Source organism: Paenibacillus aestuarii, from assembly GCF_027789125.1.
GTDB lineage: Bacteria > Bacillota > Bacilli > Paenibacillales > NBRC-103111 > Paenibacillus_E > Paenibacillus_E aestuarii.
In genome coordinates, this window is record NZ_JAQFVF010000080.1 from 59,663 (window position 1) to 82,457 (window position 22,795).

A 22,795-nucleotide genomic window follows, 5' to 3' on the forward strand; every position below is an offset into this window, starting at 1 on the left:
CTTCCCTCCTTCTTAGAAAATTCGGTATCTGGCAAAGCGATAAGCAAAAAAGTAGGACCCCGAAATTAGGATCAGCGAAACCACCGATTTGAATAACCCTACTGCAGTCGCAACACCATACTGGGCATCCAGCACTCCGATTCGGTAGACGAATGTATCCAGAATATCGCCACTTTCGTAGACTTGAGGGCTATAGAGATTAAATACTTGGTCGAATCCGGCGTTAAGCAATTGGCCCAGACTCAGAACGGACAACAGGACGATGACCATTCGCATACCGGGAAGTGTAATATGCCACATCTTCTGCCCGCGGTTGGCTCCATCAATCGTTGCCGCTTCGTACAGGCCGGGATCAATTCCCGTAATGGCAGCTAGATAAATAATCGTTCCGAATCCGAAGTTTCTCCACACATCCGAAGCGACGAGGGTGAGAGGGAACCAATGATTATCTCCCAGGAAGAAGATCTTATTAAAACCCAACGAGACCAAAATATTATTCACAATTCCTCCGGAAGGAGACAAAATATCAATGAGAATCCCGCCTAGTACCACCCATGACATAAAATAAGGAAGATAAATGGTGGTTTGTACAGATCTCTTGATCACTTCATTTTTCAATTCATTCAGCAAGATGGCAAAAACGATCGGTACAATAAGGCCTAAGACTAGCTTCAGACTCGAAATGAAAAGCGTATTCCATAGCACTTGCGTAAAACTTGGAAGATTTATGACATACTTGAAATTATTCAAACCTATCCACTGCTGATGTCCAAATAGCCCCTTTGCGGGAATAAACTTTTGAAATGCGATAACAATCCCGGCCATAGGGACATAGGAAAATAGAATAATCATCACGAGTGCCGGCAGAATCATCAGATGCAGCGGAATCTCCCTTCGCAATTTTCGAATTCCCATATCCATCCCCCTTCCTAATGAAAGATAAGAAGCAGAGGAAAGAAGGTCTGTTCCTTCCTCTGCCCATTGTTACTTCTTCGTTTTCGCATACCATTCATTAACCTCTTGTGTAATCTTGTCTCCACCGAGATTTTTCCAGTCCGCTACAAATTTGTCAAACGAGTCGATGGAATCGCCCAGGATGATCTTAACGAATACTTCATCCTGCAGCTTATCCAAGGTCGCCTTGCGTTCCACCATCGTTGGGGTTGGAGCCCCGACGAATTTGTCTAGCAGGAATTGCTTATTCTTGTCGTATTGATCGACGACCCCTTCAGATCCTTCCGGTCCATAAATCCGCTCCCATCCCCATACCGCGAATCCATCCTTCGAACCCGAGTAAAAGGAATCAAGCTTCTGTTGAATGGTCTTGGCCTCGCCGGTCAATGTAGAGGTATCTTTGGCTTTGCGAGCTGCGTCGATAGCCCGAAATGCCTCGACATTCTTCTTAGGCGGGGCAGGTGTTACCGGGGACAGCTGCCATACGCTTTCCGCCTCCGGAGGCGCGTAGTACTTATTAAACTCCTGCGTCTTACCCCAGTTCTTCTCCAGGTGCATATTAAAGAGCTTAACGATGGCCTCCGGATGCGGATAGCCTTTTTTCACCGCAAAAAACTTGGTCGTGCTGAACTTGAGCGGAACGGCAGGCGTATCACCGGATTCCGATACGATCGGGAAGGCTTGCCATTGCGCGTTCTGGTCATTATTGCGATTCAGTTGATGCGGATAGATTGAATTCCATTGTTCGCCGTATTCGAGTCCAAGCTTCCCAGACGCGATCGATTCCGCTACTTTACCTCCATCCTTGGTCCCGAATTCTGGATCGATTTGACCTTGTTTCGCCATGTTTTGAAGCTGCTGAAGTGCTTTCTTAACTTCAGGCTGTATTCCACCATAGACGAGCTTGCCTGTTCCATCATCAATCCACATCTTTGGATAAGCTTTATAGCCGGCCATGAACCCTTCAAGTCCCATCGCCCCACCCCAGAGAGCTTTTGTTACCCCAAGACCGAATGTATCTTTCTTTCCGTTTCCATCCGGATCATTCTCAGTAAATGCCTTTGAAATAGCCAAAACATCCGACATTGTTTTTGGAGGCTGCAAATTGAGCTTCTTCAACCAATCGGTACGAATCCAGATGAACATTGCGCGTTCAATAGAAGAGTCAACTTGAGGAATCGCCATCAATTTCCCATCAATTGTAACCGCATCAAAAGGTGCTGTCCCTTCTTGGGACAAGACATCTTTAGTTAGTGGGGATGCATACTTTTGGTATACTCCCGACATGTCCTCAATCAGGTCCGAATCAGCCAATTGCTTCAGTTGGGTTGAATTGACGGGTATGACATCAGGAAGGTCGCCGGACGCTAGCATCACATTGATTTTCTGCAGGTATTGGTCCGATGTTTCGCTCCCTTTAGCTACCCATTTGTACTTGACATTGATGCCTAATTGGTCCTTGTATAAGCGAGTCCAAATATTATCGTCAATTGTTTGATCCTTAAGAACGCTGAGTACATTATTCTCTACTACATCGCTAAGGCTGCGAACTGTAGTCAATTCAATCGGCTGATTATACTTGCCAAGAGGATCGGTATTAGCGTTTGAAGTATCGGTTTTGACTGTATTCCCGTCTGATTTGCTCTGCTCGTTAACGGAGCCGTTTGGACCGCTGCATGCGGAAAGCACGACCGTAGTGATCGCTACGTACAAAATGGCCAGGTTTTTCGATCGACTCTTAAGCCTTTTCATGTCCATCCCCCATTTTATTGAATTAGGCGCCTTATTGCTGTATACGTTTTCATTATAGAGTGGGAAGAAACACCAAACAATGTACAACTCTTTACATTCGTTACCCGATCTTGACTTCATGTAAGCGTTTTACCTGCTAACTGTTTTTTGAAGTATGTAATGCAGTATGTTTCATAAACACTCAAATGAGCGATCCTATGTAAATTTATACGAATACGCAAATTCCTCAACTCGTTCACAATTGACTTCTACCGGGCAAACTGCCTTCGAAGTTGCGACAGCCTTATCACGGGGTGCAAAAAAAACAGCTGCCACCGCAGCTGCTCCTCCAAGCCCTATCACTCGCCGCTTCGCCTTATAAAACTCATATCTTCAGCGAGCGCAGATGCATCAGGATCTCGTTCTCGATACAGCGCGCTGCGAACGTCGCCAGCTTCGTCCCCTTGTTCGGCGAGAACGATTCGATCGCTTTGATCAGCCCGATGGTGCCGATCGAGATCAGATCCTCAAGATCTTCGCCGGTATTGTCGAATTTTTTGACATTGTGAAATAGAGCCGATGTAATTCATGGGTGTAATTCATGGGACTGGTGTTATACTCGGACACCTGCTGTGTTAATTCATAAGCTGCACACTGCTTTATTGATTCTCTCTTTGCAGCTGCCTTCGGTATTCCGTAGGCGTGAAGCCCGTCGTTTTCTTAAAGATGCGGGTGAAATAGTTAGGGTCGTGGTATCCTGACATATAGCAAATCTCTTTAAAGCTCAGCTCCTCAAGCTCCAATAACCGCCTTGCCTCGTTAATCCTTAGACGCGTTACGTATTCTGTGAAAGTTTCGCCGGTATACTGCTTAAACATTTTGCTAAAATAATACGGACTCAGGTTGATCAGCTCTGCCGTCTGCTCCATGGAAATTTCCGACTTATAGTGCTCTGCGATAAAAAGCTTAACTTTTTCCATCACCCGGAATTGACGGCGTTTCCGTTCCTCCGACAAATCTTCGAGCAGGCGGTCCAGCTGTTCAAATGCCGCTTCGCGCAAAGTGCCTATTTCCTGGATTCCCGAGAAACGGGACATCACTTCTGTCGGCCTCTGCAGCTCCAATTGCCTGGCCAGTGTAATAAAAAGAGCGATCAGCTCATCCCTGCAAACCTGAAAGTTATCTCCGTTTAATTGGAACAATCTCTCGAACAATTGCGAAAACTGATCATAAGCTTCTTCTTTATTTTGGCGCTGAACCGTGTTTAGTAATTTCCTCTCTTCACCGTTTGATATGCCGGGGACTCCATCCATTTGCCGGATATCTTCAAAATGACGGATACGGGTATCAACGCTTGAATCCGCGGTAGCGGCAACCGCCTCTTGATACGATCGCCGCAGCCCCTCCATCCCTTCTTGAACCGCGCCGATGCCAATACATGCTGATAACGAAAATCTTCCTTCAGCAAAAGCTTGCAGTCTTTCCGCCCACAACAAGGAATCCGTACGATGTATAAATCCGGACCCAGGCGACGGGGATGGAATAAATACCGCAATTCGGTTTCCCATCATTGGACTTACCATGCATGGAATCTGAAGCTTGATGTACTGCTTTAATTCTTCATACAGTGTTTTTCTTGCCGTCTGATATTGCTCCCAATCCATTTGCTCTGGAAAGGGAAAGGAAAGAACCATCACATATCCTTTCTCCCACTCGATATTCAATATCTCCGTCATATAATGCAGTTCCAGCTCCTGCACATAGTCCATCATCAGCATAAGGGTCAATTCGTTCTCCGCCAGAGGAAGCAGCCGGCCCAGCTGCAATCGAATTTCCATGTCTTCTTCACGTTTCTGACTTTCCCTTTCCATGGCTGCAATCTGCTTGCGAAGAACGTCGACCAGCTCCTCCCGGTTCGCCGGCTTCAGAATATACTCTTTGACACCCAGGGATACAGCTTCTTTCGCATAGGCAAAAAAATCATGGGCGGTTACCATAATGATCCGGATGTCCGGATGACGGGCTTTAATCTCTCGTACAGCTTCTAGGCCGTGAATGCCCGGCATTTTGATGTCCATAAATATAATGTGTGGACGTTTTTCTTCAACCAGGTGAATCGCTTTCCGTCCATTTTCCGCGTGGAAGAACTCGAACTGATCTTTCATGGCATCCCTGACCATCATTTCAAGTCCTTCCCTCTCTAAAGCTTCATCATCCGCAATCAATAATCGATACATACCTCTTCTCCTTCAAATATACTTCGGATGGGTAAGAGGGGAAGCCGAAATCTTACAAGCGTCCCTTCTCCCTTACCGCTTACAATCTCGATCGTCTGTTTTCCGTCAAAAAACAATTGCAGCCGCTTAAATACGTTCGTTGTTCCCAGCCCCGTCGACTGCTTCTTCACATGAAGCGGCCACTTGGTCTCTTCCGAGACAGATTGGATAAGGAGCGTTCGAACTTCCTCATCCATACCGATCCCGTTATCCATAATCTCTATGATCACTTGTTCCTCGTCCTTGATGATTCTTAGTTCAAGAACCGCTCCTTCCTCCACCTCCTCGATACCGTGCACGATAGCATTTTCCAGAATAGGCTGCAGCGTTAAACAAGGAATCATTTGATCCAACGCGGCATCATCAATATCCGTCTCAAAATGAATGCGGTCCCGAAATCTCGCCTTTTGAATCGTTATATATTCCATAGCATGTCCCACTTCATCCCGAAGCGTCACTGGATGATCCAGCTTCTGCAAGTTGTAACGCAACAACCGGGAGACTGAAACCGTTAGTTCGCTCGTACGATGAGCGCCTTCAATATAAGCCAGCTTGGCAATGGCATTCAACGTATTAAACAAAAAATGCGGATTGATCTGGCTTTGCAGTGTCTTCAGTTCCAGCTCCTTCACCAGTCGATCATTCTCCAGGCTCTGCATGTGCTTGCCCATCAAATCCTGGATATTGTCAAGCATATGATTAAAGCTTTTGCCTAATATCTCAATTTCATCGCCCGTGTGAATCTCCGGAGCTTTCATGTCCAGCTTGCCCTTGGATATTTGTTTGGCTGTAAGCACGAGCTTACGTAGCGGTATGCTAATACTGGTGGACAGCCATAGTGAAAAGATAATGCTTAGCAGCGCAACGGTAAACACCAAGTAAACGCCCAGTTTGTTCATCTCCGAGGTCGTTCGCATGATGTTTTCGTAGATGGGCCGGTAATGTTCAAGCTCCAAATCTACAAGCGCCTGTCCGCCTTCACCGATAAAACGGGACACTTTTTCCGCTTGAATATAATCTCCCGCTTTCTTATTGGAATCCTGCGTCTGACTGCCGCCGATCATTGCAGAGGTCTGTTCCAGAAAGGTATCCAGCATACTCGTGTAGTTCTCAATCTGGAGAGCGTTCAAATCACTGCGGTCCATAGCCGCCAATTGCTCTCTCAACGCTTTCAATTCATGGACATGCGTCGTCAGATCCGGGTAACTGTCCGCATCCATTTGGATATCAAAGCGGTACAAAAAACGCATCACTTCATTACTCTCGCGGGAGACTTGCTTGTAAAGCATAATCCGGTCCATTAATAATGAATAACCTTCCTGGGCGCTCTTGCTGCTCTCAAACAAAAAATAGGAAACAAAGCTCATCAGCAGCACAAGTAATGGAATGAAAAAGAACAATTTGCGGTGAATACTCATGGCGTCATCTCCCCCTTTAATTGCTGACGGTTAATGACCTTTACTTTTGTAAATTGATTGATGGGGAGAGCATAACCTTGAAAGTAATCGTTAAGCAGGTTCACCGAGGTTTTCCCCATTTCGAAAGGCTCCTGCACGACTGTCGCTTCGATCTCGCCGTTACGGATCGCTTTCAGCGTTTCCGGAAGATCGTCAAAGCCAATGATCCGCACATCGGTGCGGTGCATGCTTTTGGTAGCCTGCAGAATGCCCAGAGCATCGGTGGCGCTGGTGCCGACCATCGTTGTAATTTCAGGATTATCTCTCAGCATGTCCGATGCTTGCTGTATGGCCTCCATCATCGAAATGTTGGAGGAGCGGACTTTAACGATTTCCAGCTCCTCGAACGGATCTACCACACTTCGCAGCCCGTTTAGACGCTGCATTTGGCTCTCAGCCGATTCGCTTCCGATAATAACGCCGACTTTTCCTTTGCCTGCGGTGATTTGCAGTACGATCTTCCCTAAAAGCCTGCCGGCTTCGATATTGTCTGTTCCAACATAAGTCAGCCTTTTGCTCGTCGGCGCATCCGTATCGATCGTCAATACAGGTATGCGGTTTTCAATCGCCTTGTTAATCAAAGGCGTAAACTTCTCATCATTCAGTCCTTGTACGATGATACCGTCGACTTTCGAGGCGATGGCTTTCTCAAGTAATTTGAGCTGTTCCTCCATGCTGTTGCGTACCGGACCGATGCATTCGATCGCAATTCGTTGCTGAAGCGCAGCCTCTCTCGCCCCCTGTTCGACCAACTGCCAATACGGATGCCCTTGTTCTTGCTCAATTAACACGATATGCAGACCGTCATGTCTCGGTTTGGCCTCTCCCTTCAATTGATCCACAATATCCTGAATCTTATTGGAGTCCATAGCGAAATTAATAAATAAGAGCCCAAAAACCGTCATGATGATTGCAAAGCTGATCAACCATTTGCCATCCTTCATCTTCCACCCCGTCTAAACCTGCTTAATATCTGTAAGCGTTATCAAAACTAAATGCTCTAAAAATAATAAAAATTGCACCTTCTATATATTATAGTCAAATCTACTAGCGTAATCATAGTGAGAAATCGGCGTAAATAGATAAAGCGGTCCTCCTCATTCTTGCAAGAATGGAGTACCGCTGCTTGTTTATTTCACTGCTTTCTTGTTTCGGTTTGAAATGTCCAGCCATACTGCGAATACCAGAATGCCGCCTTTCACCAAATATTGCCAAAACGACTCCAATCCCATGAGCGACATGCCATTGTCCAGTGAAGTCATCACTAACGCCCCTAGAATGGCACCGGTCACTTTTCCCGAGCCGCCCATTAACGACGTGCCGCCGATTACACAGGCTGCAATAGCATCCATCTCGGCCATGTTGCCCGCTGAAATGGTCGCTGACGACAAGCGCGAAGTCAAGACAATCGAAGCTATGGCGCCAAGCAATCCGCTGCAAACAAATACGATCATCGTTTTGAACTTAATGTTGATGCCGGAAAGCCGCGTCGCCTCCATATTGCCCCCTATCGCATAAATGTGACGACCGAAGGTCGTTTTGGTGGCAATGAAAGAAAAAATGATAGCCAGAACAAGAACGAAGATGATTGGAAAAGGAATGCCCTTATAGCTGTTAACAACAAGAATAAAAGCAATAACCAGCAAGCTGAGACCGATCATTTTAATTAAGTCTGCTCCAATTGGCGCTACTGTAAAACCATATTTCAATCTGGAGCTACGTTTTTTGAAGGTTGACCATACGATGACGACGATCGTGATCAAACCCAACATGAGCCCAAAGCCTTTGGTGAAATAAGCATTACCCATCAGCGAGAAAATCGGGTCGGAAACCGGAATTGTCATCGATTTCGTGATCCCCATCAGCGCGCCCCGAAAAATAAGCATGCCCCCCAGGGTGACAATAAACGCTGGCACAGCTTTATAAGCGACAAGCCAGCCCTGCATCAAACCAAGAACAATACCTGCCGCCAGCGTTCCCGCAATAACGATGATCGTCGGCAGCTCAAGCCAATTGCTGAGAATTGCCGCAATCCCACCCGTCAAGCCGACAAGAGAGCCTACTGACAAATCAATATGTCCGGCTACGATGACAAGCACCATACCGATGGCCAGAATACCGGTTACCGACATCTGGGTAAACAAATTTGATAAATTTCGCGGTGTCAGAAACGTATCGTTCAAGAGGCCGAACAGCAGCCAAATCAGCACTAAGGCGCCCACCATTGTATAAGCGCGAACATCCATTTGGATGAGCCCGCTCCACTTGTTTCTGCTTGGAAAGGAGCTCTTTTGCTCCTCGATTTGAGAGATCGTTTGCATGTTTATCTTCCTCCAGTTGCAGACGCCATAATATTTTCCTGGGTCGCTTCGTGATAATCCAGCTCCCGGACAAATTGCCCTTCACTCATGACCAGGATCCGGTCGCTCATTCCGATAATCTCCGGCAGTTCAGAGGAAATCATGATGATAGCGACTCCCTGATCAATCAAGCGGTTCATTAAATTGTAGATTTCAAATTTGGCTCCGACATCGATCCCACGGGTCGGTTCGTCAAGGATCAAGATTTTCGGATTGGACATCAGCCATTTGCCGATCACTACCTTCTGCTGGTTTCCTCCGGACAATGTGCCTACGGGCGTTTCTAGCGACGCTGTCTTTATTTTTAATTCCTGGACGTACGATTGCCCCCACTTGATTTCTTCGTTTTCATTAATCACGCTATACCTGGAAACACGGTGCATGTTCGCCATCGTCATATTGCTTTTAACGTCCATATTCAGGATCAGCCCCTGACGCTTGCGGTCCTCCGTGACAAGAGCCATACCGGCAAGAACCGCGTCTGTGATGTTCCGGATATGCACCTGCTTTCCTTCGATCAGCACCTCTCCTTCGAATTTACCTTCGTAGGCTCCGAATAAGCTTGAGACAAATTCAGTCCGACCGGCTCCCATCAATCCGGCAATTCCCAGAATCTCGCCCTTGCGCAAAGTTAAATGGACATTCCGGATGACCTTTTGGCCCTTCTTTTCTTTGTGCCATACCGAGTAGTTGCGTACTTCCAGAACCGTCTCCTTCGGCTGATGCGGGACGCGGGGATAGCGCTCGGTGAGCTCGCGTCCCACCATGAGTGAAACAATTTGATCATCGTTCGTGCTGCTGCCCGGCAGCGTATCGATCGTTTGTCCGTCGCGCAGTACTGTGATGCTGTCTGCAAGGCGGAACACCTCAGGCATTTTATGGGAAATATAAATGCAGGATACACCATTTGCCCGAAGCTGATTGAGTATGCCCATCAAAATCTCGACTTCGCTTTCGGTCAAAGCAGCAGTAGGCTCGTCGAGGATTAAAATTTTCGTATGTTTGGATAACGCCTTGGCGATTTCGACCAGCTGCTGCTGACCGATTCCCAAATGACTGACAGAGGTATCGGGACTTACTCGAAGCCCTACCCGTTCCAGCCAGATTGCCGTATTGTGATACAATTCGTCCCATTGGATAACTCCCCGTTTCTTAGGCTCCCTGCCCAAGAAAATATTTTCTCCAATGGTCATATCTTTTACGAGCGCCAGCTCCTGATGAATGATGGCGATTCCTGCCTTTTCGGCATCCGCAATTGAATAAAATTCTTTTTTCTCACCGTTGATGCGGATCTCCCCGCTATAGGTTCGAGCTGTATGAAGCCCGCTTAACACCTTCATCAGCGTAGACTTTCCCGCTCCATTTTCCCCGCACAGCGCATGAATTTCCCCCTGACGAACCTTGAAATTCACACCGCTCAGTGCTTTGACACCGGGAAATTCTTTGCTGATATCAATCATCTCTAAAGCGAACATGTAGCCAACTCCTGTCCGTTATGACTCCCCGTTTCATTCTCCTCGCTTGAAAAGGTAAAGGCGACTAGTTGTCGCCGTGTCGTCGCCTTTACCCATTGCTTATTGTTTCGGCCATTGATCTTTCGGCACGTTCTTATATACATCTTCCAGCTTGTGGAATCCGTCCTTGATCACCGTATCCGCCAAATTGCTCTTATCTACGGAGATCGGATCGAGCAGGATCGATGGAACATCGATTTTACCGTTATTGACTTTTTTATCCGCACCTTCCACCTTGCCGGATTTCGCAAGAGAAATCGCCATCTCCGCAGCCTTCGTCGCGATCGATTTGATTGGTTTGTAAACCGTCATCGTTTGCTTTCCTTCGGCAATACGCTGAACGGCTGCCAGATCGGCATCCTGGCCGGAAACCGGAATTTTGCCTACCAGCCCTTGGGCCGTCAACGCTTGAATAGCTCCGCCTGCAGTACCGTCATTTGCGGCAACAACCGCTTGAATGTTATTATTGTTGGCGGTCAGCGCGTTTTCCATATTTTTTAGAGCTTCTTCCGGCTTCCAGTCTTTAGAGAATTGCTCGTATACAATTTTAATGTCACCTTTGTCCTGAAGCGGCTTGAGGATGTTCATAGCCCCTTGCTTAAACAAAATCGCATTATTATCGGTATCCGCACCGCCGATATATACAAAGTTCCCTTTCGATACCTTTTCCGTAATCGCTTTCGCCTGCATTTCACCCACACGGACGTTATCGAACGACACATAGTAGTCGAGATCCGAGTTTTTAATCAATCGGTCATAAGAAATTACCTTGATCCCCTCTTTATGAGCTTTTTCCACGATTTGCGCGGTTGCCTCCGCGTTGTGAGGAATGACAACCAATACATTTACGCCTTGTGAAATCAGTTGCTCGGCCTGACTCATTTGCGTAGCATCGTCGCCATTCGCCGCGAGCACCTTCACTTCGCCGCCAAGCTCTTGGACCTTCGCCGAGAAAATATCGCGGTCCTTCTGCCAGCGTTCCTCCTTCAAGGTGTCCATGGACATGCCGATTACGATTTTGCCGTCGCCTTTTTTTCCGGAAGCCGGTTGACCAGTTTCTATTGACTTATTGTTTTCCGAGACAACTCCACAGCCTGCTACTGACGCAGTCAGCATAACAAGAAGTAAACCATATCCAGCTTTTTTACCCCATTTCTTCATGCTTCAAAGTCTCCCCTTTTCCTTTGATTCGGATTTGATTGCGCTTACAAATTAATTTTAGCAAAGGCGTGTAGCGGAATATACGACAACGGCCCGCACTCATTCGTCCTAATTCAGGATTATCATGACTACAAAATGAAAACGGATTCAATTATTTTGCAAGCAGCAGCACAAATTTGCTCAAGGCAGCAGATTTGTGCTGCTGCGAATCTGTTTAACGAATGCTGTTCAACAAGTTAGATATAGGGCAATTAACATTGAGATGATTCGAATAAATAACCTTCTCTTGAACGAAAGATCAACTCAAATAAAAAAGGATGCTCTAGTTTTACATTGCATCTTTGTCACCAAAAAAAATTTGTCTTTGATCATGCTCTATTATGATACCCATGAATATGTCAGAGAGGACTGGGTGCAGCGCTCAGACAAGTACCAGGGACTTTTCGGTTTTATTCTGTCGCTCCCTCCTCAGTATTACGCTCTATTGGTCATCTTCTGTCTATGGCGTAATTATTTCATCATCGTCCGGATCCGTACATTTCCTTGGGAAAGATGGCTGAGTAACTGAATAATTGATCATAATTGGTTCCTAAAAAACTGTTTGAATATGGGGATATAGAACTGTCCTTTTAAGCATAATAAAGTCAACATTTCTATTGATTTTGCAGTTAATCTAGCGTTTTGGGAGAGGATAGATTGCATTGCGTGCAAAAAAGGAAACAATGAGTAATTCAATAAAAAAAGGGCCTATTCTGTTTGTTATGATTTTGGGTGCCTTCTTGGCCACATTGAATCAAACGATTATGAGCGTTGCAACCCCAGAACTCATGAAAGACTTTGATATTACTGCCGCAACCGCCCAGTGGCTCACAACCGGTTACATGTTAGTTAACGGAGTGCTGATCCCCGTTACGGCCTACTTCATGCAGCGTTTCAGCACAAGACAGCTATTTCAGGCTTCAATGATCATCTTTCTTGTGGGTACTATCGTCTCTGCAATCGCAACGAACTTCTCCGTCCTTCTCACTGGCCGAATGATTCAAGCTGCCGGTGCAGGAATCGTTATGCCACTCCTGTCCATGGTTATTTTAACGCTGTTCCCGCCCGATAAAAGAGGAGCCGCGATGGGAATGATGGGGCTTGCCATTATTTTTGCTCCAGCCATTGGACCAACACTAGCGGGTTACATTTTGGAAAACTATAAATGGGAAGTCATGTTTTATGGCATGATTCCACTTGCCGTCATTGTTATCGCATGTGGGTTCATTTTTTTGAAAAATGTATCCGAACGGATCAACACTCGATTCGATATTCTAAGTGTCATTTTCTCCACCATTGGGTTCGGTTCCCTGCTATATGGGTTTAGCAGAGCAGGAAGCTTGGGCTGGTCGAGCTCTGAGGTTATTCTAACAATCGCTATAGGCATTGTTTCTCTTGCTCTTTTCTCGTGGCGTCAGTTGATATCTAAAACACCTTTGCTTGATTTGCGTGCATTCAAGTACAGTATGTTTTCCTTGACGACGATCATCAGTATCGCTGTAACGATGATTATGTATGCAGATATGATGCTGTTACCGCTTTATTTACAAAATGCACGAGGATATACCGCTCTAGAGTCCGGATTTTTGTTACTTCCCGGTGCTCTGGTGATGGGTTTTCTAATGCCTATAACCGGTAAACTCTTCGATCGATTTGGTGCAAAATGGTTATCTGTCATTGGAATGGTCATTACGATTGGAACAACGCTTGGTTTTATTGATTTAACAGACTCGACTAGTTACAGCTATTTGATGCTCATGTCTACAGCACGCCGAATTGGAATGGCTTTACTATTGATGCCTATTCAAACCGCAGGTTTGAATCAATTGCCAGCACGATTAAATCCTCATGGTACAGCAATCTCAAATACCATTCGCCAAGTAGCTGGAGCTATCGGCACTTCTCTGCTCGTAACTGTCATGAGCGATCGAACAAAAACGCATATTCAGGATATGATGGCTAATAGTGGAACAACTGCAGGCCATACACAAGCTCAAATTATTACAGCAGCAACTATAGAAGGAATTAACGATGCATATCTTGTTATTGTTGCCATCGGTGTTGTCGGTTTGGTGCTTTCTTTCTTTATCAAACGAGTCAAACAAGGTACTGAAGAAGTTCAATCTCAACAAGACAGAGAATTAGCTCCTAAATATAGGCAAACAGAACGAGTTGGAGAAATTCAATACGCAGCTCAGCCAACTGCTGATTATGAATTTCGAAATGCAATAAAAGGCTTCTCAAACAAATCTCAATCTGCGAAAGACGATATGCATTTTAATGATAAAGAATACAGGAAGGCTCTTCAGCGGTTAAAGGGGAATGATATGGATATGAGTGATGCAATAGTTGTTGACGATAAAGCATATCGAGAAACTCTTAAAAAACTTCAAGAAGAGTCAGATCATCGTTAAATTTCTAAGAAATGGGCTTTTAGTAATAGAGGTAAAATTATTATGTGTAGGAGGGTATGCAATGAAAATTTATATCGTTTATGATAGTGAGGTTGGTCATACAGAAAAGCTTGCTCGATCCATTGCTAAAGGCGCTAAAAATGTAGAAGGCACAGAGGTTTTTATCAATCACGTCAATAATGCAAATATCAGGGATCTTGTACACATGGATGCTATTATCTGGGGATGCCCCGGACACTTTGGCAGTATTAGTTCCGGCTTAAAAGCTTGGATTGATAAACTCGGTTCTTTATGGGCAGAAGGGAATTTAGTTGATAAAATCGGTTCTGTGTTCTGTACAACAGCAACTGTACATGGTGGCATCGAGGCGACATTGCTTAATTTAATTACACCGATGTTGCATCAAGGCATGATGGTTGTCGGGTTACCCGCTAATATTCCGGGGAATGCTTTTTACGGCAGCTATTATGGAATAGGGGTTACATCTCCTGATGAAGATACTGAGGATGAGCTCAGTCATTCACTTTATGATAAGGGTATCTTACTAGGCGAATCTTTAGGTAAACGCGTGGCTAATATGACCAAAATCTTTTTAACCGGGAAAGAGTATCTTTCTAGAAAATAAACTATTTTACTCTTTGATCTACAATAGCTTTAAAATGAGAAACCTTCCAGTTATTCAATGGAGGGTGTTTATTATAAAGCGACAATTTTAACTTTGTATTTGCTCGCTGCTACTGGAAATTCAAGTGATAAATTTGTGTTTTCTCCTTCACATAAATAGAAAAACCCGGGATTTTTATCCCGGGCTTTCAGAACGCCGACTCAGTATGTACGAGACGCCATCTCACTTGCTGCGGTTACCTGTGTAAATACATTCTCGGAAGTCACAATCCGTTTGGGTAATGTATTACCCTTGAAAATTTCTTTCACCGCCTGAATGAGATTCGGTCCCAATAACGGATTGCATTCCACGACCAAATTAATTTTGCCTTCACTGAGTTTCTCCAGCGCCTTGTGCGTACCGTCCACTGTGACAACGACAATATCTTTCCCTGGCACTAGACCGTATTCCTCGATGGCCTCCAAGGCACCAAGCGTCATATCATCGTTATGTGAATAGAGCACCCGAATATCCTTGCCCTTCTCCGCCAAAAATTTCTTCATGACTTCCTTGCCTTTTACAACGGTAAAATCCGCATTCTCGCTGGCTAAAAAGCGAAAATCCTTACGGGTCGCGATGGCATCCCGAAGTCCCTTGCCTCTCGCAATGGAAGGGGTAGAGCCTTCCGTACCACGTAACTCCACAATCCCGATAGGAGCGATTTGCTTTGGGAATTTATCGACGAGATACTTTCCGGCCTTTTTTCCCTCTTCATAAAAATCCGACCCAATATGACTCACATACAAGGATTGATCCGCAACATCCACATTGCGATCAATAATCACAACAGGAATACCCGCTTGCTTGACTTCTCGCAGAATGGGTTCCCAACCCGTTTCAACAACAGGCGCAATGGCGATGACATCAACCTTCTGCTTCACGAATTCTCGAACCGCCTCGATCTGCTTTTCCTGGGATTGCTCGGCATTGTTAAAGCTCAGTCGAATATCAGCGATCTTCGCAGCCTCAGTGATGGAATTGGTGTTGGCAAGACGCCATGCACTTTCCGAACCCAGCTGCGAGAAGCCTAACACCGGCTCTCTAGCCAGCGTAGTGGAAGCAAGCGCTTCCTTGGGCTGCTTCTCCACACGTTCAACAGTCTGACTCCCTCCGTCCTGCTGACAGCCCATAACGGCCACCAGCGCACAGAGCATGATGGTCAGCTTACCAAGAAGAACGAAGAAGCGCTTGGAACGAATTACGATCACAGCGACCATTCCCCCTTTCCAATTTACACAATAACAAAATGGGACATCTGCTTCTCTACCTTCTGTGCTACCTCCTGCAATTGATTGGATATGTCCACTAGCTGATCGCAGATGACGAGCTGGGCTGAACAGAGCGAAGCCACTTGCTCCGTCGTGGCGGAGGATTGCTCAGAAACGGCGGAAACTTCCGTAATCGCTTGACCAAGCCCCCCTCCAGGCGATTCATGCCTGACTATTGAAAGCGTTTTATGAATTTCATTGTATAATCAGCTTTCACAAACATCAATAAAAAAGAACATTGCTCGGCAAACCCATCATTTGCCAAAGAATGTTCTTTTCCATGTCCTAGCTGCGCTTCAACCAACTGCGTTCGCTGAGCATCCGCTGCATAAAGATAAACATGAACAGCAGAATTCCAATGACGATTTTCGTCCACCAGGAGCTCAGTGTGCCCTCAAAGCTGATAATCGTTTGAATGACACCTTGGATCAATACACCAAAGAAAGTTCCAACCACATAGCCAACCCCGCCCGTTAGCAAAGTTCCGCCGATGACGACGGCAGCAATCGTATCAAGCTCCATTCCCATCGCGTGGAGCCCGTAACCGGAGAGCATATAGAAGGTAAACACAACGCCGGCCAAAGATGAACAAAAACCGCTAAACGCATAGATCATCATTTTGGTTCGACCTACGGGCAGTCCCATGAGCAAGGATGATTGCTCGCTTCCCCCCAAGGCGTACGTATTCCTGCCAAAGCGCGTGTAATGGGCGATATAGAAGCCCAGCGCAACGACAAGCAGAGCTATGATCACGCTGATCGAAATGAAATTCCCGCCCGGCAGCTTGATTTTGGTTTGAGCAACGCTTGTATAGAAGGCATTGTCGATGGTAATGGTATTGATACTAATGATATAGCATAAGCCTCTTGCCAGGAACATGCCCGCTAAGGTGACGATAAACGGCTCGATTTTAAAGTAATGAATAACCGCCCCCATCCCCCATCCAAACAGAGCCCCGATGAACAGCACCAGCGGAATCACGATACTGGGCGGCCAGCCTGCCTGAACCAAACTCGCCGAGATCATGGTGGTCAAGGCAATGACGGAACCTACGGATAAGTCAATCCCGCCGGAAATAATAACAAAGGTCATGCCGATGGCAGTAATTAATAGAAAGGAATTATCAATCAACAAGTTCATGAGAACCTGCAGCGAGAAAAATCCCGTGTATCGAAAAGAACCGATGGCAAACATAAGAAAGAAGAGTCCTATGGTCACCATGATTGGAATATGTTGCTTCTTAAGCATGCTGCTTGACCTCCTTTTCTGCCGGGTAGCTGCGAGTCTTCCAACGGAAGGCATGTGATTTGCGGAACGCTTCGGATTGAATCAGGCAGACGATCAGGACGACAAAAGCTTTTACGACAAGCGTAATTTCAGGCGGAACGCCGATCATATAGATCGTCGTAGTCAGCGTCTGGATAATCAACGCGCCAACCACCGTGCCGCCAAGATAGAAGCGTCCTCCGTTCAGCGAGGTTCCCCCGATTACAACCGACAGAATTGCATCCAGTTCAACCCACAGCCCGGCATTATTGCCGTCGGCGCTGGATACGTTGGAGCTAAGCAGCAGCCCTGCTACACCTGCGCACAAACTGCAGAACATGTACACGAAGAACATGACGGTTTTCGATTTGATACCGGCAAGCCTGCTTGCCGTCGGTTTGCAGCCAACCGACTCAATGAACAGGCCGAGCGCCGTTTTGCGCGTTAACAGAAACGCGATGAGGAAGACGATAGCGACAATAAAAATGGAGAAAGGCAGCGTGAGCAGCGACCCAGCCCCGATGAATTTGTAATTCGGATTGGACACCGTTATAATCTGTCCGCTAGTAATCAGCTGCGATACCCCTCGACCGGAAACCATGAGTATGAGCGTAGCAATAATAGGTTGGATACCCACACTGGCAACGAGAAGTCCATTCCAGACGCCAAGCACAATGGAGATCAGCAACGCCGTACCAACCGCAACAATCACATTCGCGATACTACCGTCGCCTTTACTGATATTCAAGCACGCAATCGCCCCTGCAATCGCGACAACGGAGCCGACGGAGAGATCCACACCTTTTGTTGCAGCAATAACAAGCGTCATTCCGATGGAGACAATCATTAACGGCGCGCCGAAGTTAAGAATATCGATCAGGCTGCCATAGAGATGTCCGTCCCTCATCCGAATAGAGAAGAAATCCGGAGAGTAAATGAAATTAAAGACTAATAACGCCGCCAAAAATGTTAAGGGCCAAAATAAATGATGTTTCACCACTCTGCTCAACCTCCTGCAATTGCTTTCATGACGTTTTTCTGACTGATTTCGCTGCCTGTCATTTCCTGAACCTTATGACGATCGCGCAGGACAACGATCTTGTGGCTTACTCGCAGCACCTCTTCCAATTCGGATGAAATGAAGAGTACCGACATCCCTTTTTGAGCTAAGGACAAGACCAACTTCTGAATCTCAGCTTTCGCTCCAATGTCTATGCCACGAGTAGGTTCATCTAAAATCAGCAAGCTAGGATCAGTCAGAAGCCAACGTGCTAGCAGCACTTTCTGTTGATTTCCGCCACTTAAATTTTTAATCAAATGCTCCGGATTCGGCGGATTAATATTCAGTGCTTTTATATACTCATCCGCTATTTCATCCTGCCGCTTTCGTGAAATCGTTTTAAACCAGCCTTGAGAAGCCTGCAGGGCTAATATGATATTCTCACGCACGGTCAAATCGTCGATAATCCCCTCGGTCTTGCGGTTTTCTGAACAAAATGCGATGTTATAATCAATCGCTTGCCTCGGAGAATGGATCGCCGCCTTCTCTCCCTCCATGACAATTTCCCCATGATCCGCTCTGTCAGCTGCAAAAAAGAGTCGCGCTAATTCTGTCCTTCCCGAGCCCAGCAACCCGGCGAGTCCGACGATTTCTCCTTTGTGGATGGTTAGATCCACAGGCTCAATCGAACCCTTTCTGCCCAAGGCAGATGCTTTCATTAAAACACTGTGGTTCGTTTGATATTCGGCCTCGCCTTTCGGCACTTCCTCCAGCAGATCCAGCTCCTTACCGATCATCTTTGAGACCAACTCTATGCGGGGCAGTTCCTTCGCCATGTACTCCCCTATAAATTCTCCGTTACGGAGAATGGTTATGCGATCCGAAATGTCATAGACCTGATCCAAGAAATGCGTGACGAACAGAATGGCTAAGCCGTCGTTCTTAAGTCTGGTCATGACGGAGAATAATTGAACAACCTCTCCACGATCCAAACTGGACGTAGGTTCATCCAGAATAAGCACTTTTGCCGAGATGCTGAGCGCCCTTGCAATCGCAATCAGCTGTTGAACAGCCACTGAAAATGCATGCAGCGGTTGTGTGACATCAATATCCAAATTCATTCTTTTTTTCAACAGCTGCTGAGCGTTCCGATTCATTTCCTTCCATAATATACGTCCAAAACGACGAGGCTCGCGCCCGATATAAATATTCTCAGCTACCGATAGGTTCGCGCAGAGGTTCACCTCTTGATAGACGGTGCTGATCCCCGCTTCTTGCGCATCAAGAGGACTGTTGATTTTAATGGGCGTATTATCCAACGCCACAGTGCCTTGATCAATTGAATGGACTCCAGTTAGAACTTTAATCAATGTCGATTTACCTGCACCATTTTCACCCATCAAAGCATGCACTTCTCCAGGAAAAAGCCTGAAATTTACGTTGGTCAATGCCTTAACGCCCGGAAATTGCTTATGAATTCCGGTCATTTGCAAGACTGGCCCATTATGATTCATACTGCCTCTCCTCTCCTACATGAAGCGAAAGGCGCCCCGCCTGCAACGACGGAGCAGCCGCGCTCTTTTTATTTAATTGAATTAATATTGACGGTTAGGCAGTTCGCGTTTTGCATCTTCCGATGTAAATACGCCTTCCTTCGTTACAATTCGTTTCGGAATTTCTTTGTTAGCCAACACATCACGCACCGCCTGCATCAATTGACCGCCAAGGAGCGGGTTACACTCGACGATGAAGTTGATTTTGCCTTCGCTTGCCGCCTGGAAACCATCCTTCACGCCGTCAACGGAAATAATGACGATGTCTTTGCCAGGCTTGAGCCCCGCTTCCTCAATCGCCTGAATAGCCCCGAGCGCCATATCGTCGTTATGGGCATACAGCACGTTGATGTTCTTGTTGGCTTTCAGGAACGCCTGCATAACTTCCTTCCCTTTCGCGCGAGTGAAGTCGCCTGTTTGCGACGCAATGACCTTCAGGTTTGGATTGGATTTAATGATTTCATCGAAGCCTGCTTTGCGATCGTTCGCAGGTGCGGACCCCGTTGTGCCTTGAAGCTCAACAATGTTGACCGTTTCTTTTGTATCTTTGTACTTGTCGACGAGCCATTTGCCCGCATTTTTGCCTTCTTCCACAAAGTCGGAGCCAATGAACGTTTTATAGAGCGAAGTGTCTTTGGAATCTACCGCACGGTCAGTCAAAATCACCGGGATGCCTGCGTCTTTCGCTTCTTTCAATACCGTGTCCCAGCCGGATTCAACAACCGGGGAGAACGCAATAACGTCTACTTTTTGTTGAATGTACGTACGGATCGCTTTGATCTGGTTCTCTTGCTTTTGCTGCGCATCGGAGAATTTCAGATCGAAGCCAGCTTCCTTAGCGGAATCCTGAATTGACTTGGTATTGGCTGTCCGCCAGCCGCTTTCCGCGCCGACTTGTGCAAACCCTAGTGTGATTTTTTTGCCGGCCTGTGCCGCAGGAGCCGTCGTTGCCGCTGCTGCCGAAGTTGCCGGTGCAGTCGTTTGTTTGCTTGTTGTTGTGCTGCTTCCGCATGCTGCCGATAGCAGCACCATTGTAGAAGTTAAAACTACCCCGAATATCTTTTTCATTTTCATTTGTCTTTCCTCCCTTTATTTCACCTTGTTCTTAGCGGTGTAGCTAAATTATAGGTGAGAAGCGACAGCGGGGTATACGGAGTTTCATTTGCACTTGTTGGAATAAATTATTCACTTTTATTTATCGAGGGAAAATTTCATTGTTTTTTTATCCAAAACATGTAGTTTTTTATCGGATGATTGCGTTTTCAATAGGTTTGATTCATAATTCAAATATGAAAAGTTGGACTAAGGAACACTAAGGAAGGTACCTACCATGAAGACGATCTTTCATAAAATAACGTCTAGCCTCAGAGCCAAACTCTTAACGATGTTTGTGATTCTTACGTGCCTTCCTTTAATTATTGTCGGTCTTATTTCGTACAATAAATCTTACAATACCGTACTAGCTAACAGTAAATCGGCTACCATGCTGCTTGCAAACCAATTATCCAGCAACCTTGATAATGTCTTTATTGATATAAAAAACCTGCTTGAGCTGGAAAAGAATCCGAACGTCCTCCACTTTTTATTCACGCAAAGCAGCACAAATCTAGACGCTCGTGAGATTCTGCAAACAATGTCCTCCTATCGTCAAACCTACCAGTACAAGAGTGTGCTCAATATCACCATGATGAATTTATATGGACGCGGGATCAGTGAACGGAAAGGCGTCTTTCAATTAGATACCAATTTGTTGCATAACCCCCACTTCGAATATTTAGTCAAAAATCCCGAAACCATTTTAAATATCCCCCCTGACGATGCTTCTACAATCACCTCACTAGATGGGTTTCAATACAAGAAGCGAAATATTATTTCAATTGTTTCAACCGTGAAACAACGAGTCACACATGAAGTCATCGGATTTATTATCATTGATGTCGATGACCGGGTAGTCACTGATTTTTGCGACAATGTCACTGTCGGCAAAACAGGTTACTTCTTTGTAGCGGATGACACAGGAAAACCCATTTTTAATCCTTCCCGGGTGTCTCCCAGCAAATGGCCGAATCAGGAAGAAATTAATTCCATCATTCACAATACGTCAACAGGGACGATCGATATGACCAATGGGAAGCCTAACTTCATTTTATCAGTACCTTCCCACTCAACAGGCTGGAATATTATCGGCGTCGTACCCTTGCAAGAAATCGTACAGGAAGCCGATTCTATTCGTAAACTGATCATCGTTAGCGTGCTGTTAAGCATTCTGTTCGCGATCACCCTGCACTTCTTTGTTTCCACACGTTTGACTCGTCCCGTTCGTATCTTAAAAAATAAAATGCAATTGGCGGCATCCGGTTATTTGGAGGCTAAAGTCCCCCTTGAAGGCTCCGATGAAATCGCTGATCTCGGCCATAGCTTTAATACAATGATCGGTAAAATCAGGGACTTGCTCAATCAAAGTATTAAGGAGCAGCAAGAGATCAAGAAATCTGAGCTGCGTGCTCTTCAGGCACAGATTAACCCGCATTTTTTGTACAATACACTTGACTCCATCCTGTGGCTTGCCCAATCCGAAAAAAAGGAGCAGGTCGTTCAGCTTGTTATGGCGTTATCCAAGCTGTTCAGAATCAGCCTGAGTAAAGGTAGAGATGTCATTTCCCTGGAAACGGAAATCGAGCATCTCCAAAGTTACTTAACGATTCAGCAAATCCGCTATCGGGATATTCTTGATTATGATATTGATGTTGATCCAAGCCTGATGAGCTTGCCGATTCTCAAAATGACCTTACAACCGATTGTCGAAAATGCGCTGTATCATGGCTTAAAGAACAAACGGGGTAAAGGGATGATTCACATTCTCGGAAGACCCAATGAGGATTTGCAAGGTTTTACCATGATTGTCAAGGACAATGGCAAAGGCATTTCGGAGGAAAGACTCCAACAATTGCAAGCAGCGTTAATGGACCCTCATTTTCCTGAAAAAACAGGGAATGAAGTTTCCGGCGGCTTCGGTCTGCACAACGTGCATCGACGACTTCGTTTGTATTATGGCGAGTCCTACGGGGTACAAGTGGAAAGCATCGATGGTGAAGGCACCGTTGTTACCATTCGATTACCTAATTAACGGGGGTGAAA

At 45.9% G+C, this 22,795-nt stretch carries 16 protein-coding genes and 1 pseudogene; 3 read left to right on the top strand and 14 right to left on the bottom strand.

What is annotated here, in order from left to right:
* Nucleotides 1-12: 12 nt before the first annotated feature.
* The 9 genes and pseudogenes from O9139_RS27020 to xylF all read right to left on the bottom strand — a co-directional run bounded on the left by O9139_RS27020 (nucleotide 13) and on the right by xylF (nucleotide 11,408).
* On the bottom strand, nucleotides 13-915 hold the full coding sequence (locus O9139_RS27020) for an ABC transporter permease (RefSeq protein WP_270884861.1): 903 nt from the start codon (nucleotides 913-915) through the stop codon (nucleotides 13-15).
* Between the two features lie 69 nt (nucleotides 916-984).
* On the bottom strand, nucleotides 985-2,706 hold the full coding sequence (locus O9139_RS27025) for an extracellular solute-binding protein (RefSeq protein ID WP_270884862.1): 1,722 nt from the start codon (nucleotides 2,704-2,706) through the stop codon (nucleotides 985-987).
* Between the two features lie 370 nt (nucleotides 2,707-3,076).
* Nucleotides 3,077-3,271, bottom strand: a pseudogene (locus O9139_RS27030) (sigma factor); the annotation flags it as partial.
* Between the two features lie 73 nt (nucleotides 3,272-3,344).
* Nucleotides 3,345-4,922 (bottom strand): response regulator transcription factor, encoded by a 1,578-nt coding sequence (locus O9139_RS27035; RefSeq protein WP_270884863.1) that lies wholly within the window; start codon nucleotides 4,920-4,922, stop codon nucleotides 3,345-3,347.
* Nucleotides 4,907-6,379, bottom strand: coding sequence for a sensor histidine kinase (locus O9139_RS27040; RefSeq protein ID WP_270884864.1), 1,473 nt, complete (start codon nucleotides 6,377-6,379; stop codon nucleotides 4,907-4,909). Before O9139_RS27040 ends, O9139_RS27035 begins: the two co-directional genes overlap by 16 nt.
* Nucleotides 6,376-7,362 (bottom strand): sugar-binding protein, encoded by a 987-nt coding sequence (locus O9139_RS27045; RefSeq protein WP_270884865.1) that lies wholly within the window; start codon nucleotides 7,360-7,362, stop codon nucleotides 6,376-6,378. Before O9139_RS27045 ends, O9139_RS27040 begins: the two co-directional genes overlap by 4 nt.
* 186 nt (nucleotides 7,363-7,548) lie before the next feature.
* A complete protein-coding gene (locus tag O9139_RS27050; protein ID WP_377525351.1) occupies nucleotides 7,549-8,664 on the bottom strand; it encodes a sugar ABC transporter permease in 1,116 nt (371 codons plus the stop codon).
* 77 nt (nucleotides 8,665-8,741) lie between these two features.
* Nucleotides 8,742-10,253, bottom strand: a complete 1,512-nt coding sequence (locus tag O9139_RS27055) for a xylose ABC transporter ATP-binding protein (RefSeq protein ID WP_270884867.1) — start codon at nucleotides 10,251-10,253, stop codon at nucleotides 8,742-8,744.
* A 99-nt stretch (nucleotides 10,254-10,352) separates the two neighbouring features.
* Entirely contained in the window at nucleotides 10,353-11,408 is a 1,056-nt protein-coding gene (gene xylF, locus O9139_RS27060; protein ID WP_377525354.1) for a D-xylose ABC transporter substrate-binding protein, read from the bottom strand.
* A gap of 767 nt (nucleotides 11,409-12,175) precedes the next feature.
* On the opposite strand from xylF, the gene O9139_RS27065 reads away from it, so the two are divergent.
* Together O9139_RS27065 and O9139_RS27070 are read left to right on the top strand one after the other, a co-directional pair.
* A complete protein-coding gene (locus O9139_RS27065) occupies nucleotides 12,176-13,906 on the top strand; it encodes a DHA2 family efflux MFS transporter permease subunit (protein WP_377525356.1) in 1,731 nt (576 codons plus the stop codon).
* Between the two features lie 61 nt (nucleotides 13,907-13,967).
* Nucleotides 13,968-14,531, top strand: coding sequence for an NAD(P)H-dependent oxidoreductase (locus tag O9139_RS27070; RefSeq protein WP_270884869.1), 564 nt, complete (start codon nucleotides 13,968-13,970; stop codon nucleotides 14,529-14,531).
* Between the two features lie 200 nt (nucleotides 14,532-14,731).
* Here O9139_RS27070 and O9139_RS27075 read toward each other — a convergent pair whose 3' ends face one another.
* The 5 genes from O9139_RS27075 to O9139_RS27095 all read right to left on the bottom strand — a co-directional run bounded on the left by O9139_RS27075 (nucleotide 14,732) and on the right by O9139_RS27095 (nucleotide 20,731).
* Nucleotides 14,732-15,778, bottom strand: a complete 1,047-nt coding sequence (locus tag O9139_RS27075; RefSeq protein ID WP_270884870.1) for an ABC transporter substrate-binding protein — start codon at nucleotides 15,776-15,778, stop codon at nucleotides 14,732-14,734.
* A gap of 345 nt (nucleotides 15,779-16,123) precedes the next feature.
* The gene (gene yjfF, locus O9139_RS27080) at nucleotides 16,124-17,086 is read right to left on the bottom strand and encodes a galactofuranose ABC transporter, permease protein YjfF (RefSeq protein ID WP_270884871.1); all 963 of its coding nucleotides are present in this window, start codon (nucleotides 17,084-17,086) and stop codon (nucleotides 16,124-16,126) included.
* Entirely contained in the window at nucleotides 17,079-18,104 is a 1,026-nt protein-coding gene (locus O9139_RS27085; RefSeq protein WP_270884872.1) for an ABC transporter permease, read from the bottom strand. The genes yjfF and O9139_RS27085 overlap by 8 nt, the downstream gene beginning before the upstream one ends.
* 5 nt (nucleotides 18,105-18,109) lie before the next feature.
* Nucleotides 18,110-19,618 (bottom strand): sugar ABC transporter ATP-binding protein, encoded by a 1,509-nt coding sequence (locus tag O9139_RS27090; protein ID WP_270884873.1) that lies wholly within the window; start codon nucleotides 19,616-19,618, stop codon nucleotides 18,110-18,112.
* A gap of 81 nt (nucleotides 19,619-19,699) precedes the next feature.
* Entirely contained in the window at nucleotides 19,700-20,731 is a 1,032-nt protein-coding gene (locus O9139_RS27095) for an ABC transporter substrate-binding protein (protein WP_270884874.1), read from the bottom strand.
* Between the two features lie 256 nt (nucleotides 20,732-20,987).
* On the opposite strand from O9139_RS27095, the gene O9139_RS27100 reads away from it, so the two are divergent.
* Nucleotides 20,988-22,784: a cache domain-containing sensor histidine kinase gene (locus O9139_RS27100; RefSeq protein ID WP_270884875.1), complete on the top strand. Its 1,797-nt coding sequence runs from the start codon at nucleotides 20,988-20,990 to the stop codon at nucleotides 22,782-22,784.
* Nucleotides 22,785-22,795: the final 11 nt, after the last annotated feature.